At 48.2% G+C, this 16,596-nt stretch carries 20 protein-coding genes; 4 read left to right on the forward strand and 16 right to left on the reverse strand.

Features of this window, described 5'->3' with window-relative positions; translation table 11 throughout:
- Positions 1-176: 176 nt before the first annotated feature.
- Positions 177-440: a hypothetical protein gene (locus BM427_RS22795; protein ID WP_090126324.1), complete on the reverse strand. Its 264-nt coding sequence runs from the start codon at positions 438-440 to the stop codon at positions 177-179.
- Between the two features lie 234 nt (positions 441-674).
- Here BM427_RS22795 and BM427_RS22800 point away from each other — a divergent pair, with 234 nt between their 5' ends.
- Positions 675-1,052 (forward strand): hypothetical protein, encoded by a 378-nt coding sequence (locus tag BM427_RS22800; protein ID WP_139234453.1) that lies wholly within the window; start codon positions 675-677, stop codon positions 1,050-1,052.
- Positions 1,053-1,326: 274 nt separating this feature from the next.
- Here the strand turns inward: BM427_RS22800 and BM427_RS22805 are convergent, their stop codons facing one another.
- Positions 1,327-4,893, reverse strand: a complete 3,567-nt coding sequence (locus BM427_RS22805) for a hypothetical protein (RefSeq protein ID WP_254779592.1) — start codon at positions 4,891-4,893, stop codon at positions 1,327-1,329.
- 875 nt (positions 4,894-5,768) lie between these two features.
- On the opposite strand from BM427_RS22805, the gene BM427_RS22815 reads away from it, so the two are divergent.
- A complete protein-coding gene (locus tag BM427_RS22815; RefSeq protein ID WP_090126335.1) occupies positions 5,769-6,758 on the forward strand; it encodes a glycosyltransferase in 990 nt (329 codons plus the stop codon).
- 3 nt (positions 6,759-6,761) lie between these two features.
- On the forward strand, positions 6,762-7,217 hold the full coding sequence (locus BM427_RS22820; RefSeq protein ID WP_244316556.1) for a hypothetical protein: 456 nt from the start codon (positions 6,762-6,764) through the stop codon (positions 7,215-7,217).
- Between the two features lie 79 nt (positions 7,218-7,296).
- On the opposite strand, the gene BM427_RS22825 is transcribed toward BM427_RS22820, so the two are convergent.
- The 14 genes from BM427_RS22825 to BM427_RS22890 form a co-directional block, all read right to left on the reverse strand.
- Positions 7,297-7,671 (reverse strand): TA system toxin CbtA family protein, encoded by a 375-nt coding sequence (locus tag BM427_RS22825; RefSeq protein ID WP_090126338.1) that lies wholly within the window; start codon positions 7,669-7,671, stop codon positions 7,297-7,299.
- Between the two features lie 49 nt (positions 7,672-7,720).
- Positions 7,721-8,080, reverse strand: a complete 360-nt coding sequence (locus BM427_RS22830) for a type IV toxin-antitoxin system YeeU family antitoxin (RefSeq protein ID WP_090126341.1) — start codon at positions 8,078-8,080, stop codon at positions 7,721-7,723.
- Positions 8,081-8,102: 22 nt separating this feature from the next.
- Positions 8,103-8,324 carry a DUF987 domain-containing protein gene (locus tag BM427_RS22835; RefSeq protein WP_004114632.1) on the reverse strand — a complete coding sequence of 74 codons (222 nt, stop codon included), beginning with the start codon at positions 8,322-8,324 and terminating at the stop codon, positions 8,103-8,105.
- A 13-nt stretch (positions 8,325-8,337) separates the two neighbouring features.
- The gene (gene radC, locus BM427_RS22840) at positions 8,338-8,820 is read right to left on the reverse strand and encodes a RadC family protein (protein WP_090126344.1); all 483 of its coding nucleotides are present in this window, start codon (positions 8,818-8,820) and stop codon (positions 8,338-8,340) included.
- A gap of 240 nt (positions 8,821-9,060) precedes the next feature.
- Entirely contained in the window at positions 9,061-9,540 is a 480-nt protein-coding gene (locus BM427_RS22850; protein WP_090126350.1) for an antirestriction protein, read from the reverse strand.
- 78 nt (positions 9,541-9,618) lie between these two features.
- Complete coding sequence (locus BM427_RS22855) at positions 9,619-10,440, reverse strand: DUF932 domain-containing protein (protein ID WP_090126353.1); 822 nt, start codon at positions 10,438-10,440, stop codon at positions 9,619-9,621.
- Positions 10,441-10,550: 110 nt separating this feature from the next.
- A complete protein-coding gene (locus BM427_RS22860; RefSeq protein ID WP_090126356.1) occupies positions 10,551-10,763 on the reverse strand; it encodes a hypothetical protein in 213 nt (70 codons plus the stop codon).
- A gap of 80 nt (positions 10,764-10,843) precedes the next feature.
- Positions 10,844-11,203 carry a hypothetical protein gene (locus BM427_RS22865; protein ID WP_090126359.1) on the reverse strand — a complete coding sequence of 120 codons (360 nt, stop codon included), beginning with the start codon at positions 11,201-11,203 and terminating at the stop codon, positions 10,844-10,846.
- A gap of 54 nt (positions 11,204-11,257) precedes the next feature.
- Positions 11,258-11,668 (reverse strand): YfjT/YkfB family phage-associated protein, encoded by a 411-nt coding sequence (locus BM427_RS22870; RefSeq protein ID WP_090126529.1) that lies wholly within the window; start codon positions 11,666-11,668, stop codon positions 11,258-11,260.
- 107 nt (positions 11,669-11,775) lie between these two features.
- On the reverse strand, positions 11,776-12,453 hold the full coding sequence (locus BM427_RS22875; protein WP_038418587.1) for a helix-turn-helix transcriptional regulator: 678 nt from the start codon (positions 12,451-12,453) through the stop codon (positions 11,776-11,778).
- 61 nt (positions 12,454-12,514) lie between these two features.
- On the reverse strand, positions 12,515-13,243 hold the full coding sequence (locus BM427_RS22880; protein WP_090126362.1) for a DUF3944 domain-containing protein: 729 nt from the start codon (positions 13,241-13,243) through the stop codon (positions 12,515-12,517).
- 193 nt (positions 13,244-13,436) lie between these two features.
- On the reverse strand, positions 13,437-13,709 hold the full coding sequence (locus tag BM427_RS25575) for a hypothetical protein (protein ID WP_139234454.1): 273 nt from the start codon (positions 13,707-13,709) through the stop codon (positions 13,437-13,439).
- A gap of 148 nt (positions 13,710-13,857) precedes the next feature.
- Positions 13,858-15,021, reverse strand: a complete 1,164-nt coding sequence (locus tag BM427_RS22885) for a hypothetical protein (RefSeq protein ID WP_244316557.1) — start codon at positions 15,019-15,021, stop codon at positions 13,858-13,860.
- Positions 15,022-15,242: 221 nt separating this feature from the next.
- Positions 15,243-15,476 (reverse strand): helix-turn-helix transcriptional regulator, encoded by a 234-nt coding sequence (locus tag BM427_RS22890; protein WP_090126365.1) that lies wholly within the window; start codon positions 15,474-15,476, stop codon positions 15,243-15,245.
- A 117-nt stretch (positions 15,477-15,593) separates the two neighbouring features.
- Between BM427_RS22890 and BM427_RS22895 the strand changes: the two genes are divergently transcribed.
- On the forward strand, positions 15,594-16,295 hold the full coding sequence (locus BM427_RS22895) for a hypothetical protein (protein WP_090126368.1): 702 nt from the start codon (positions 15,594-15,596) through the stop codon (positions 16,293-16,295).
- The last annotated feature ends 301 nt before the right edge of the window (positions 16,296-16,596 follow it).

Raw genomic sequence — 16,596 nt, forward strand, 5'->3', positions numbered from 1 at the left:
TGCGACTTTACTAATACATTGATGCTGTGTTGCGCAAGCAATTTTTCAGTTGGCCGCGCAGCCACTGTTTTCGTAATCCCAACAATAAACAAAATAAGCTTTGTGTTTGACCTATAGGGAATTCAAGTATAGATCAGAAAAAAGCCGCATTTGCGGCTTTCATTGAAAAGCGTCAATCAGTGAATGACAATATTATCTGCTCCAGATGATGAGCTCACTGTTGTTTCTTCAAAATTACCTTCAGGGTATTCAGTTTCATTGAGCGTTATAGTAATCGAATTGCCACATGCGTCTTTATCACATTGAGTTTCGATTTCTGTCCAATACTCGGTTTTCGTGCCCATTCCTTCTTCAAATTTTTCTTCTTGGGTTTCGTAATCATTTGAATCGACTTCGCCAGCGGCCTTGCACTTGCTGCAAGTATAAGTGATTTTGCTCATTTTTCTTACTTTAAGGCATGTTAATAGGAAGTAAGAGTATACTTTGACAAATTGAACACTTCCAGATGTCTTGATTGTTAAATGAATTGGACATAATGACTGAAGGGGCCAAATGATGGGGATTGACGTTACCAAGCTGATTGGCCAGAAGTTCTCCGAACGGCAGGCAGTCGCCGGACAGGTGATATCCTTGGAAACAACTAGCATTCAGTATAAACAAGCAAGATAGAGACGATGAACTTACCAATGACTGTTTTTAATATCTTTATCATTGTGGTGGTCACATTTATCGCTTTAGATCAGCGCGGAAAATTGATCAAAACGCGAAAAGAATTACAGCAATATGCTGACCGAATGGAGGCCGCTGAATTGGATTTGCATGCCATTCGAAGTGTAGCTGCAAATCTATTGCATAACACCGGGCAAGAGTTAAAAAAACTGGAAAAACCAGACCAGTATTTTCTTGAAAGGCTCGCCGATAACCTAATTGAAGTGCAACATATCGTTGAGACCCGAGGCCCAGCCACTATTGGCGGGCAACCCTACTGGTGCGTTGAGCCACAAGAAAATAGCTACAAGTACAGTGCGCAATATCCGATGTTTCCCGACTGAGACTGTTTTAATTATCATAGATTAATGCAGTAACGTAACTGGTACTGACTTGAAAAAGCGGAATTACTGGACAGTAATTGATGACCAGTCCAATGGAGACTGGCTATGTCCTCATCCATACCTGCTCTGAATGTCTCTTGTGTACCGGGGCGGACATCGCTGGGAGTTGTATGTGCTCCGCAAAGAGGTGTAGGTCAGTGAACAATTTCAAACTTGGCTGCCTGTGAAAAGAACATAAATTGACAGCCAGTTTTGTCTCATTTAGGTATTTAGGCTAGTCACTATCTCGAACTTTTTGATCACTAATTATCCGTTCAGCTTCGCGGTCATAGCCATCCACTAAAACTCTTAATGTACCGGCGAATCGCTGAAAGCCAGCGTTTTCCACTTCCTCAGCTTTTGCCCGGAACTGGTCCGCCAGTTCTCTCTCAGGTTTTCCAGTTGGGTCAACCCAATGTGCACCACGTGAATTGTAAGTTGCTATTCTATAGCCTTCGCGCATCCTTTCCGCATCACGATCATTCAGAGCAGTTGCGACTTCGCGATTTATCCACAAACCGTCTGGATCTGAGGGAGTAGAAACCAAAACTTCACCAACTTTGCTGAGTGCAACGTCCAAGTGACCTGATTCTGTAGCTACCTCCTTAACTTTCTGAAGCCATCCATTAAAATGTTCTCCACTAAACGTTCCATTAGGTTGGCTTCCTGGTGGTGTCTCCCAGTTATACAAAAGCCTCCAAGCATTGCTTGCGATGGCTTTTAATTCCTCTGTGGGTTCACTTGCCGTCTGCTCTTCTTTATCAGAACGGTAAATAAGTCGGATTACTTCGCAGAAAAATTCAGGATCACTAGCCATCCTGTTTTCAAGGAGCTTGGGCGCAGCGCCTTGATGACCATCGAGCAATGGAAGGTATGCCCACTCGACCTTAAATAGATCATCCTGATCCACTTTAGGTTCAGTCTGAAGAAATTGGATAAGGGCCGTTATATTATAACCATCCATATTGGAGCTAGATTCATTAGATGAAAGGGCTGCAAGTAAAGCACGGACACACTGATCAGTATCGATTGGCTGGTTCTCTTGATGCATCCTGTACAGGCAGTTGATTGCCGCATGTGGTCTGCCATGTTCAATCAGTTTATCGATGGCATTAGTAAGCTTGCCTTCATTCTGGTAAGGGTTTGCATCGGTACGGGTCCAATATTCGCTCTCGGAATCTTGAAGGTATTGAGCGACTCGGGCCCATGTTTCCTTGTTAAAAGGCAGATAGGCCAAGAACTGACCCAGCTGTCCTGGTGCCCAGTTAGATTTATCGAGATTGTCGCACCACTCCCAACCTTTGAGATATAAACGTTTCCAAATAAAAGCACTCACCAATGCCTTGCGCCTATTGTCTGTTGCATTCAGGAAATCGGGCAAAAGAATAGTTTCGAACACATCATCGTCGATAGTGCCGAGTACGCTTCCTATCTGATGGGTTGCGGAAACGTGTTCAGAAAACCGCATAACGCCTTCTGCACCATCTTGCTGAAGAATTTCCGAAATTGCTGATTCGCGTCTTGCTTCAAGTTTCTTTCTCTGTACTTCCCAATCATCATTTCCTTCGTAGAGATCAAAATCCCGATTTGAAAAAAGGTGCTGATATAAGTTGAATGGATTGGCAGGAGCCAGTTTTTCGGCAACGTTTTCTATACGCGTTAGCAACTCATCAGGCAAAGCCCAATTGGCATCAGAGAATCGCCGATGTTTGTTTGAGAATCGATTAAGATGCTCCCATATCAAAACTCGTTTTTCTTCATGAAGTTCAGTAATTGTTTTAGAGGAGAGAACCTCAAGAAGCTGTTCGAAAGCAGGAGAAGGTAAGCTATCAAAATGATCAATCAGTAAGGTAAGTCGCTCGGTATCTTCTCCGACGCTCGCGACGGCGAGCTCCGCATAAAAAGTTGTCTGCAGCCAGTAATCCTGATCAGTCACGCCTTTTTCCCAGTCATCGGGTATGATTCGGCGCCAAGAAGGTTTGTGTGACCCAGAAGATGTTTGATTGTGACCGGGGAGAAGCTGAACGAGCAAATTCCAAGCAATATTAGGCCATTCATTAAAAATGACTTTGACTGCAGCTTGTCGCTTTTCTATGGATGCCAGTGTTTGCGGCAACCACGGTAACAATATAGTGGCAAGCGAATTAGATGGCCGATTAGCCCACTTACCCCCTGGGTCGTGGCTGGCAAGTTCAGCCAGTACAACACATACACGTACCAAGTATTGCTCATCCCAGGCTAGTCCTTCCAAGGCCCATAGCAGTCCAGTCAGATAATTGCCACCAGTGATGCCATTTCCTTCCTGAGAAAATAACTCATCAAATGCACAGGGCGTATGATTCATTGCCTTCTCAACTGCATCAAGAAATTTTGCGGGGGCGGCTTCAGCCAGAGTTGGTAGTAAACCATTCAGGCTACCCCATAAAACCCAGTTTGCATCAGTTAACACCGTGTGTATTGCGACGTTAATGATAGCTTCGGCATTCCCTTGAGAACAGTTAACGCAAGCCTCTGGTTGGCTTCCGATTATGGCTAATCCTTCTGCTATGCCTTGTCGCAGCACGGGTGAAAAATTCAGCACCTTGCCATATATACTAGCGGCGTAACGCTCCCCCGCAGATAATTCGAAAGCGGGGTCCGGTTCTTTAAGTACAGAAATTGCGAGAGATTTAAACAATTCTAGATTCTGATCAAGAACACGGGACCCCAAAAGACTCCATAGCTCCGTTCGATTAGTTACTTTCCAGACGCCGTTTTTGAGAGACAAAGGGCTGTCTGGGCTATGTAAAATCTCTCGTGCCTTCCTTAGCCATTCGTCATAACTGATACCAAGTAATTGGGCTAGTACATTTCGGTCACATTCATTTTTTTCATTCCATCTCCCGATCAACACCGCAAGGGATAAATAGGTGGCATCTGGATGGTGAGTCCAGTCGGTTTTGACAATCTGTTGTACTACCTTTAACTTCTCAGGAATCTCAGCGATAACCCTTGGTTTGAAAACTTCTAAAATATCTTCTGGAAACTTACTTGGGGTGATAGTGCCAGCATCTTTGTTCCAGGTTTGTACGATATCGACTATCCGCGACCAGACCCATTGAGGATACTGTCGATGGAACTGTGCTATGTGGGAATGCAGCAGAGAAAGGACGACGCCAGTTTCATTACCCAAGTCGTACCCTAGTAAATGGAAATGGTTCAAAAAGTCATAAAGCTCATCGTTTGTTAAATCGCTCCCACTATTTGCCGCCTTCAGATGATACTGGATGACCTCCAGTTTCTCGGTACTTTTAGCTGGGCTGAACTTGGCCTGTCGCACGTTTATCAAAAATTCATCAACATTTTTTGTATGTCTCGCCTGGTTCAGTAACCATTGAACATTGTGTGTATCGGTCGAACTGAGCGGACCAGTAATTAGTGCAATAACATCCTTTTTCTTGGTGAACACGTCAGGATTATTGAAATCATTCCAGGCAGCCTGTATCACTTCCCCAAATATCGCATTACCTTGCGTAAATGACATGGAATGCTTTATTTGCCCCAGAAGTTTCCGCTTTTCATTGTCGGTGACATTTTCAACAACAACTATAAGGTCGTCGGTGTCAAAACCATCAATTTTACCTTGGAGTTTGATTTCAACAATTGGCCAACAAGGAAGGCATGGCGCATTACCGCCAGTTAACATTAGTGCGACAAAAGACGCCTGGACATGCGCTTCAAAATGAACACCGCCACCACCTGTAGAAAAAGGATTGCTCAGTTTTTTTTTATTTGCCATTAAAATCATATCCTTTAAAGACACGGTTATCCCTTACGCCTACATAGAGTGGCTACCTAAGGTAAATAGTGGCGATCGCAAAAATGAGTAATAAAGTTATATCCAGTATTTTATGTTGGCGCAAGATAGTTGCCGGGTATGTCAAACTTTCGCAAAACGAAGCCGGCTCATTGCTAGTATTCAGACATACAATAGTGCGATGAATCTACCCCTAAAGTTAGTAATATTCGTAGACCCCAGACGCAATGCCACGTAACCATTTAACCTATATTTTCTACTACATATCTTCAACCTTCTGTCTGCTCTGGTGCTGGGCATAAAGTGCCCATAAATAATGAATGGGACTAGAAGTATATTGAGTCTAACTTCCGCTTTTCGCTCATAGCTTCCTTTCTGGATCAACAAACTGTCGCGCCCATAAGGTGTGCAGGAACACGTATGGCGTATAACGTAGAGTGAAAAAGATGATCGATTAAACCGATCGATTGGTAAAAATTGATCTGCAAAATGAATTATCCGGCCCGGTAGTACCTGTGATAAATTCCCAAAAAATCATTTAACGTATTGTTTATTAATTTATTTCCTGTCTTCTGGCGGGCGACTTTCTTTTGTCCTGCAAGCATGGCATCGGAATGCAACAGCAGGTGTTGGAATGAAAAGATGTGCCCGATGTAACAAGAAAAGAGGCGTTCTGGACCGGATTTTCGGGCTGAATAAAGAATTCTGCGATGACTGTCTGATGGTGGTTAACCAGGAAATCAGAGAAAAACGAGTGGTGTCCACATCAGCACGAAAATCACCGGAACGCTCTTCCTGATAATGTTTCTTACCCGGCAGGTTATTGCCCCTGATGGGGTGACAGCTCTGAAGTTTCCCTCTGCTTACATTCCCTTTGTTCAATGAAAATCAACATCGATATCAGCGTCATTATTCCCGCCTTCAATGCGGCTGACAGCATCGGGGTTCTGGTCCATACACTGCTTGGCGAAACAGCGCTCAGTACTGAAATCATTGTTGTGGATGATGGCTCCTCCGACGCAACATGGACGGTACTCAGGGCCATTACAGATGAGCGGCTTATTCTCATTCGTCAGGAAAATCAGGGTGTGTATGCTGCCCGTAATGCTGCACTGGCGATTCACCGTGGCGAATGGGTGGTGTTCCTGGATGCGGATGACCGGGTTGCGGCAGATTTTCTGCAGGAACGGCTGCGCACAGCCCGCGAAGCACAGGCCGATGTCGTCCTTTTCAATGCCCGGCATACAGACAGCGCCGGACATCTGCGGCATCCCGTTCACCGCAGACAGCCTTACGGTCAGACGCTGACGGGTCAGCAGTGGATACGCCATTGCGTCAGGCAGAGGGAGTGGCCGCATTACCTGTGGCTGCAGATAATCCGTTCAGCGTATATCCGCGAGCATGACCTGCGATTCCAGGAAGGGAAAAGCCACAAGGACATTCTCTGGACGATACAGCTTGCCGCCGCAGATGGCCGGTTTTATTTCTCCGACAGGCAGGATTACCTGTGGGTGAATAACCCGGCGTCAATTACCCACCGCCCGGATTATTACGATATCCGCGCGTTCAGCTATAGCGACGTGATTGCAGATATTCTGGCACTCAGTACACAGACACAGTACCGGGCAGTCAGACGAGCACTGGTCAGGCATGCGCTGGTGGAAAGCCGTCACTTTCTGGGCCTGTACCGGCGCAGGGTGAATGACCGGCAGGCGGTCCGGGCGCGTTTTCGTGCGCGGATAGCCTTTCGCCATCTGGTACCCGGCGTGAGCAACCTGAGCGATGTCTTTTTCCTCCTGAAACTGGTTCGCAAAATTTATCTGCCTGGTGTCCGCAATACTCCCGCAGCCGTTTCGCAGGTGCGGCGTTAATCGATGGATATCGCAACGCTTCTGGCACGGTCGTGGCAAACTGCGACAACGGGTGATGACTCCATTCGCTCTGCCAGGGATATCGTCGAACGCTGGTATGACAAAGGCGGTGACCTCACCCGACGGACCCGACGTTTTATGCTGCGGGAATGCCTGTGGATAGCCGCACATTACCGGGACACCGAAGCGGTACTCACCCGGCAGTTTCGCCTGCTGGCCGTGTTACTGTATCTGGGCGGTTATTTTCCGAAAGGGAATACCGATGGTATGCTCCCGGAGAAATGTTTCATTTTACTGAACGCCCCGGAATTAAGCTCTCGCCTGACAGACGATACGGCCCCTGATGTTCTGGTGGCGTCCTGCCGCACTCTCTTCTACTGCAGACAGATATCTCCGCTAAGGTGTTACCGCCATACCCGCTGTCTGAGCGAACATCTGTATCAACTGATAGAGATCTGATAAAAGCACCAGTCGTTGTGCTGGTGCCTGAGGGGCTGATCGCTGACGGTGTCGGCGTCAACGATCAGGGCTAACGTCATTATTTCCCTCCGCTGGATCTGCCACTGGTGATGTCAGTAACGGTTTGATAGCCATTGAGTGTCATCAGCCCGGTAGCCTTTCGGGCGCGGAGCATATCGATGCTGCCGATAAACGGAGACTGCTCTTTCACGCTGAAGCCGTGACGGTCAGTACGCACCAGGTCGTACTTTTCCACGATAAAATTCACCGCGTCACACAGTGAGATTCCCGCATCAATGTGTTTCTGGATCACACTGTCGTTGCCAAACGGTGTGTCGTTGAGGGTAAGGCCGTAGTGTTGCTCCAGCAGATACTCTAGTAATTTTTGCCAGATTTCGACTGATGACAGACGTGACGATGCCGCCCTTTGAGGGGGCATGGATTGTATTTGCATGGTTTGCGCTCTTTGTTGGCTGGTTTGACGAAGGAAAAGCGTCCGGGGTTTATGCGGTTGTTGCAGATGTCGGATAAATTACGATGTACAGATAGCCACAGGAGCCGAGCGTATCGGCCTCACATATCAGCCCTTTTGCGTGGAGCGTGATGCAGCGCTGAATGTGGGGCGTGAGTTCGTTGCTGGTCAGCATAAGCTCCATCTGCTTCATCAGTACCGGAAATGCCTGGTCCAGATGGCGTAAATCTGCGTCATTAAATGTCCCGGCAATGCTGGCGCGGTCAGCAAGGTAATGCAGGCAGTTACCCTCCTGTACCAGCCGGGCACCCAAACACGGCGTGATGTTGCGTCTGAGGCCCCACCAGGGTTCCGCGATGTTATGGTTGATTACACGGGTTGCTTTCTTCATGTAAGTACTCCTTAACGGTGAGTCAGTTCAGGGTGACGCTACGCAGGATCACATACGGACCGTTGCGGTCCTGTCGGCGTTCAGCAAACACGGCCAGCACACCCCGGATATCCTGCACTTCCCTGCCGTGGTAATGGCAGATACTGCCGGACCATTTATATTTCCCGGTACAGAAGCGAAACAGCCGGGACTCAGAATGCTGGCGGTATATCGCCATTGCCTGACGTTTGCTGATGATTTTCATCGTTATTCCCTCCCTAAAGCCAGCCACGTTCGGCAAACGAGACAATATCCATGCCACCCACGACCAGGTGGTCCAGCAGGCAGATATCCACGAGTTTAAGTGTCTGCTTCAGATGGTCAGTGAGCAGTCGGTCAGCATGGCCGGGTTCCGCATAACCTGACGGATGATTGTGTGAAAGCACGATGGCAGCCGCATTGTGCTTCAGTGCTGCCTTTATCACTTCACGGGGATGTACCTGTGTATGGTTGATGGTGCCGGTAAAGAGCGTTTCATGAGCAATAAGACGATGCTGGTTATCGAGGAAGAGCGCCATGAAGACTTCGCGCTCCAGCGTGGCGAGCTGCAGACGAAGCCAGTCGCGGACCGCCTGGCTGGAGGTAAATGCAACGCCGGGCTCGCGTAACTGGCGTTCCAGTAAGGTCAGTGCACGTCTGATGGTGCGCTGTGTAGTGGGAGATATTTCCCCGCTGCCGGGAGGACACGTGGTGGTATTCATTTGCTTTTCCTGTCGGTTGACGCGTCGGGAGGGGATGTGTTGTACAGTTTCACAGCAACGACGAACCCGTCGTGCAGGGATTCGAACCATGCCCATATATGGAAGAGAGGGGTACCTGCCGGGAAATGCAGGAAGGGTTCGTCGGTCACAACCTCTCCGTCCTCATCCCTTACCGTTGTTTTCCCAAGTGCATCCCACAGGACATTAAGGCGAGACAGTTCATACGGCATGGCGGGACACTCAGTCGATAATGCGCATGATGGCGCTGCATTCTGCGTGGTTCAGCGCATAGTCACGCAGACGCCAGTAATGTTCCGTCATGGTGTCGCATTCCGTGCGGCATGCGTGATGACTGTAAGCGACAAGACAGACTGCAATCCCTGCAGCTTCCGCGCTCATGTCTGCGGCGTTGCCATTCATGGCGTTGAACAGCGACCAGAAGGCATCGTTGTCCGTTTCCGGAACCATGAAGGCCCCACCGTTGCTGAGAGTATAAAAATTCCAGATACCACCGCTGTAGTCAGCGCAGAACCGGTCCATCCACGCAAAGATCTGCGGTTCAAGGGTTATCCACTGCGGGATGTTGCCAAAGTGCTGCGGCCAGAATTCCACTCGTTGTTCGTCCGGTACGGGCGTGGCTGTCAGTGCCGGTTCAGAGCCATCTTCGCCAGCCTGCAGAGGTCGCTGATTGTCATCGTTAATATTAATAATGTCGGTCATGTTAATTTTCCTTATGCATGGAGATGTCGAATGGAGGTCTCGGGCCGGGGATTGATTTCGGTGGTGGGGCACGTGTGATTACCTGCCCAACAGATTCAGCATGTTCTCCGCCATCACCCAGAGCGCGCGGTTTAACTTAACGTCGCCATCAATCCCGTTTACTGCGCGGGTGTGGGTACGTTTACCCTGCGCGGTACGGCCACTTAGCCCGCCTTTCAGCAGGTTTTCCTGAATGCGCTGGTAAGTGGTCCACAGGTCATCGCTCTCGTCCTGCCAGCGGCGGGGTGCAAGGATTTGCGATTCAGTCACTGGCTGGAACTCTTCCCCAAAACGGTATGTCAGCGCCGCTGTAGCCAGTGGATGTTGTGCGGGTGACGGGAGTTGCAGGGCCTGCATGGCGTCACGTTTCTCTTCCACCCGGTCAAAGACGCTGAGAACCTCATAGGCCCCCTCAATCACCTTCCCGATAACATCGCCCCTGTGTGGCACGCGGATCTCGCCAAACGACTGTCCGCAGACGAGCGAATTGGTGCAGACACTCCGGAATATCCCCGGCAGCAACTGAAAACTCGATGCGCCATCGTGAGAATTCAGAATGATGATTTCCGGCACCTGCTGGCCGTTTATCTGACCGGCACGACGCAGGCGCAGCATATGCTTTGTATGTTCCCGTCGGCTCTGGTCGCGCACTCGTGACTGACAGGCAAAGAATGGCTGGAACCCTTCGCGTTTAAGGTTCTCCAGCAGGGTGATTGTGGGTATGTAGGTGTACTTTTCGCTTCTGGAGTCGTGCTTGTCTTCCCCGAAGACGCTGGGGACATGCTGCATCAGTTCTTCGCGGGTTAAGGGACGGTCACGGCGAACCTGGTTCACCCGACCAAAACGGCTGGCTAATCGCATGGTTGATTCCTCATCTGATTACTCTGATGGCATAAAAGCAAAAGCCCCTGCTCCGTGAGTAGGCAGGGGCAGATATGATGTTCTCAATGGGACGGACAGGGCGGGCGGGACTACAGCGTATCCAGAATCTTCAGTATCTGCGCCATCAGGGCGGTGATAAGTGCAGTGACCAGTAACGTGACCGCTTCCCGGGCTGTATCAATACTGCTCTCATCGTAGCCTGCCTGACGCAGGTGAATTTCAATATACTGCCGGGCCTGATGCCCGCCGCACCAGGTCAGAGCCTGGCTCAGGGCCGTCACCAGCATTTTCAGAAAGGTCATAGGGTTTGCTCCGGACTGCCAGGTGGCAGCCCTCTGGTGGAGTGAAGATTTATTTGAGGAAGCTGATACAGGAAGGTGGCTCAGTGGTAGGTGTAACGCCATCCCCCCTTATCCGTGGTGACGACGACTTCAGAAGCCACGCAGTTATTATAAAAACTCACTCTGACGGACTGCCCGTAGTGCAGGGTGGCAGGCAGAATGGTTTCCTTATTTTTTGAAGACAGGTACTTCTGGTTATCAATACGACAGTTACCCCGGTTCACGTCTATGTTTTCAACGTTGATACTGTCATCCAGGGAGGTGACTACAACAGTGACGTAGCGTGTTCCGGCAGGGTGGACCTGGTTACTGGTCTCCACTTTGATGGGCGGCGTTGGCTCTGCCAGCACCCGGGCTGACAGTACAAGCAGTGCGGGTACCAGTATGTGTTTAAATTTCATAATCTGTTCCTTTTAAAAATAACGTAATCAACAGGCGTTAAATTCAGATGCAGGCTAGAGTGCATCTTTACCCACGCAGCCGTGGGTCCCGAATACCGGCAATACCTTGGCCGCCCCGGCCAGCGTAAATGTGGCATCCTTAACACCATCTCCGGTTACTGAGACCTGTTTGCCATTACGTAACTGAGCCCAGGCCAGCGCCAGGTTATTACCGCCCACGCGACTGCCAGATTCGCTGATATCGATAAGTGCTCCACCGTCGATACTGACCTGAAGGCTTTTATCTTCATCCATACTGACCTGATGTCCGCTGGCGTCAGTAAATATGACCGTGGCCGGTTGCGAACCATAATCCTCACAGCTCAGAGACAGTTGTGACTGACCTTTCCCTTTGATGACAAACTCTGATACTCCCTGTCCCCAACCCCGGGTCCAGGTATCCTGACTACCAGATGCCTGCGCCATAACCGGCAGCAGACTGCCAGCCAGTACCAGGATGCTGAGTGATACATTTTTCAAGATGAACTCCTTCTGTTAGTAAAACTGCGGTGCTGACGAATGAACATGCGGGTTCATTCCCGGATGAGCCTGCTGATGTACTGAAAATGCGGCAGGGCCTGAATAAATCGCGGGTCTTCAAAAATCCGCCGGATATGACTGCTTCTGGTGAAGCCCCCGATGGTCATGACCACATCGGTGATAGCTGAAAGGGTAAATACCTGAATCCGCTCGCCAGTTACTGCCGTCAGGTACCACTCGCCTTCCAGACAGATAAGCCGGTAAGGGGCAACGGCGGACTGATGGTGTCCGTGGTGCAGAAAATGAATGCGGCGATTGCTGATGATGGCCTGGATAATGACCTGAAAACCGCCAAACAACGCCGGAGCCTGACGGGGTGGCGCATTCCAGATAATGCAGGGGGAGTCCTGACCGTTGTCGAGCAGGACAGACAACAACTTAGGGTCAAGTGCCGGAAAGTAATGTGCCACCCTGGTTATCTGGGCAAAACGGATAATGTCGCTGTTGGTACGAAAGGGGCCCCGAGCATCCCGGAGACTGACGTGACCGTCGATATATTCCGTGTCGATATAACGCAGTCGTTCACGCAGGTCACGCTGAACGGTACGCTCAGAGACGCCAAACTCCTGAGCAAGTTGCCTGACACTGAGCGTTTCTCCCATAAAGAGGCGGCTGACCAGTATGGCGAGACGGCTTGCCAGGCGGTCATAGCGTTGTTCCTGTTCAGACATGAGGGATGCTTCCTGCGCAAATAGCAGCCTGTCGGGGCTGAAGGTTAAAGTAAAAAAGTTGTTAGCGGGAAAGGTGCTGCTGCCTCAGCCAGGACACAATGATGCAGGCGGGTATCGTGACCCGATAAGCCGGACCAGTGATACCGGAAATCATCCACGCTGAACTCAGTGCGATGGCAAGAGGACCAGCCAGAACGGAAAGAGCACGTGAAGCGACCACAACAGTTCCCCTGGTGGCAATACCGCCCAGGGAGGTGATGACACTGGCAGACAACATCGTTGCCAGCTCGAGCGCAGCCAGTGAGGAAGTCCGGATGGCAGACTGAACGGCGATAAGAATGAGTTGCGGCGTGGGGTTTGTCAGATCCAGATGCATATTGCGGGAAAAAGCAGCCAGCTCTTCCGGTGCCATCTGATCCAGGCTCTTTTCCAGTACCTTCATCAGCAGAGCAAGCTCAATAGTTTCGGTAGTACTTTTCTGGTTGTAATTCACATCAAGCTTGTCACAGACATCAACGAGAATTTCCCTATAGGCCACGCCTTGCCCCAGCCGGACCAGACTCGCTAGGGTATTCGCGCCGTAACGCTGAAGCTCAGCGGCTATCAGTTGCCAGTAGCGGCGATGGTCTGGTGCCAGCAGATGAAACTCCGGGGTTCCGGTAAGACTCTCTGTCCAGCGAGTGTCACCGTCGCGTGGGTCGGTGGTCAGGATGGAAACCAGCAATTGCAGTTCTTCATTGCTGCACTGGCCCAGCAGATTCAAATCAGGGTCATTACGGTAGACAGCCATTATCCGTCCTCAGTCAGTGTGATGTGAGGTCACACTGTAAAAGGGGCTGTTGCACGGATGTGTCATCGAAAATGGTTAATATATGCTTTATAGAAATATATACGGACAGGGTGTGTCTGGAAATATAGGGGAGGAGCCAAACAGCCATAATGATTTTTATCGTATCTGAGTATTATCAATACAATGATAATGGCTAGTGAATTTGGTTTTTTTCTTTTTTGTACTGCTTCATGGTAATTATATATTTCTCAAATATTAATGAACTTCCATTTAGTTCTTTTGCTGTGTGTTGTTTCGTGGTGTTTGGTAATCCATGTCTTCCACTTTGATGGCTAACGCCAATTTTAATTTTAGTACTATAGTTTATTTGTGGAGGAGTGGTTGAAATATAAAAGAGAGATCTTGCTGAGTAAGGCTTCAGGCAGGTGCCCGTTTGGAACGGAATAGGAAAGGTGGCAAAGCGCATGATGATGCCACCTCTCGAATATGTTAAATCTGACCTCTTTGCGTTAACAATAGGTCGGTTTTGTCCATTTTTCAGTTGAAAGAAAGCCGGATTTAGCTGACTTTAGCTGTCCTTGGTAAGGTGCTAGATGCTAGTACGCAACTTAGCATTAGAAGTGATGAGGCATGATTAAAACCCCATGTTTGTCCAGTGGCGGCACTGTGAAAAATGTGTTGTAAAATAAAATGCATGCTTCCTGATTGTGCAGGCCTATTTGGAAATAACGGGATACATACCGTTCCAGAATGTTTTGATAATAATCATAGTTTAATGCTTCTTTATTCCTTGCCCGTTCCATTACGTCTTCGTGCAGACTGGAAAATACCTCAAGTAAGTTATCTGCATCCCCATTTAAAATGGCATGAAAAGCAGCGACAGCAAATAACTCATTTGCAGGACCAGCAGACAGCCAGTGACTGCTTTCAATAGAATTAATGGACTCCCTCAAACGCCAGAGTCCCAGGCGCATTGTCTCCTCTTTTAAAAGTTTCAGTAATGGTGGACGAGCATAAATGTCCGTACCAAACAGCCTGCGTGGTACACTCAGATCCGCAAAGGTCACATGTTTGACAGAGGCTAGCGCTTCCTGTATTTCATCCTGACCATATTGCATCGTGAGCGCCTTTAATAACGTCGATTTTATAGGCAGGGGAGAGCCTGCCGCTTTTATGCCGCTGAATGTTCCTGGAGTTTTGCTCACGGGAATAGTGTCCTTCATCATCCTGTTAATCAACGCAGGGGCAATAATGATGTTATCCACTGTATTAGCTCCCCCTTTGGAATTAGGGTATATGTGACATAACTCCAACTCCAGCCAGGGTATCAGGCGTTTTAAAGCCCGCCCCTGTGAATCAGTAACCCTTTGCCCATTTAGAGTATTGTAAGCTTTCTGATGGCCTGCTTTGCGCTGGTACAACCGGATGAGAGCAACAATGTCATCAGGGCTGGTGATACTCCCCAACCCGAGGGGATTATTCTTTAGCTTGGACTCCACGTTGATCCAGTAAGAATGTTTTACCAGACTGACAATGGCATCGTCATCTATGAGCCTTCTGTCTTTATTACGATGTTCAATACAGCAATACCGTCGATTGCGAGTACCAGACAGACTAATACCACAGGGCGGGTACTGACACGTCAGACCCCACCTTTGGGCTCTTTTAGCTGCATTAGATAGCTTACCCTGATAATGTTTTGGGCATAAGCGCAGGTTACGCTCATCAGGTAATTCACCAATTGAGAGAGTACAGTTATTTCTTTTACAAATAGCCATAATAAGACTCTTATCACAGGTAATCTTGTTTTATGATGAATAAAGAGCTGCTCACTAATCATGATCATAATAGGTAGTATTTATCTTAATCTATTGTTAGTAATTAAGATGTGCATATCTCAAATGAAGCTGAAATACACTAGTGATTTAATAATTAATTTATTATTAGTGCTCTTATTTACCACTTGTTATTGCTAAGCGGACAGCAGATAACGCTGTATTTATGGATGTGCGGCAATAGTAGTTGATGATGCCAGATTGCGTTTCAGCAACCACTCATCCAGTTCAGACTCAAGCCAGCCGACAGATTGCATGCCCAGGCGACGTTGTTTAGGGAATGTGGCATCGTAGCGCGGTGACTTCGGGTTTATCCAGTCGTAAATGGTCGAACGGGCAATCCCCAGTTTGTTAACCACCTCGCGAATACGAAGTATTTTTACAGTTTGCGTTGTCATATCCGTTGTATCCTGTTAGTTCAGTGTGGATGTGGGGAAGATTACACAGTGAAAAACAGAAAAAACATACGCCAAGTAAAGTAAAAAAAAACAGCGACAAAATTTAACGGTAACTATATGAATAATATGGGAATAGATGCATTTTTTACTATGGCGAAACATGAGGCGGAGAGACTTCTTTTCCAGTGCAGTGATGATAAAAGCAGCGGTGGCTATCAACATTTGCGCAATAAACTGGAAAAAGCGGCGGTCAGAAAAGTTAGGGTGCTTGCCCGGGGAGAGTTAAAATTAGGTGAAGTCGTAAATGAATGGGATTTCGTTGAGTCTGAGGCTAATTTTTCCGCTCTATTTAAAGGGGATTACAACCCGTATCTGTATGCTTCTTTTTTTCTCTACCATTGGGGAATATACATTTATTCAACAGGGGAATACTTGAGTAGTTTGCGATTTATGATTCAGGCATCAATATATGCCGGATATTGGAAAGGGGCAAGAGAACGTGATGAGTGGCTGCAGGCACAGGAGGTTGCCAAACAAGCTAAAATAGATAATGGTAAAAAAGTAGGAGAGGGGAGAGCAGCCTACTTCCAGCCCGTAAGAGAGGAGCTTATCCGCTTGTTAATGGCAGAATGTCCATCTGAAGGGTGGAGATTCAAAACAAAAGCTGCAGAAGCTATTTCAGGTAAGTTGCAAATTTTCATTGACACGCACGAGTTAGAATTAAAAGCGGATAATCTGGAGAGCACAATTCTGAGATGGTCATCAAAATATCCTGATATTGAGGCGGCTTTTGCTAAGGTAGTACGGAAGAATGATTAATTTAGATTTACATTTACGTTAGCAATGGTACGAATCTTTATGAAATGCCTAAGATGTAATCTTACTCTGATATTGCTAATAATGACTATAGTGGGGCAGTAAAATGACGCACCAGAATTTCAGGTTTTGAAACCCAACCTTTTGCTGTTTAGTGTGATTGGCCATGTTGATACCACTTTTCCTAGGTATATCACCTGGGATGCGTTGCTCACACACGATCATGTGTCTGAGTCGCGAGTAAGGTGATGGAGTCAAGAAAGACGGCTGGACATGGCAACGCCCCCCCATGTGTGTCAAACCG

This window comes from Kosakonia arachidis (assembly GCF_900116535.1).
In the GTDB taxonomy this organism is placed as follows: domain Bacteria; phylum Pseudomonadota; class Gammaproteobacteria; order Enterobacterales; family Enterobacteriaceae; genus Kosakonia; species Kosakonia arachidis.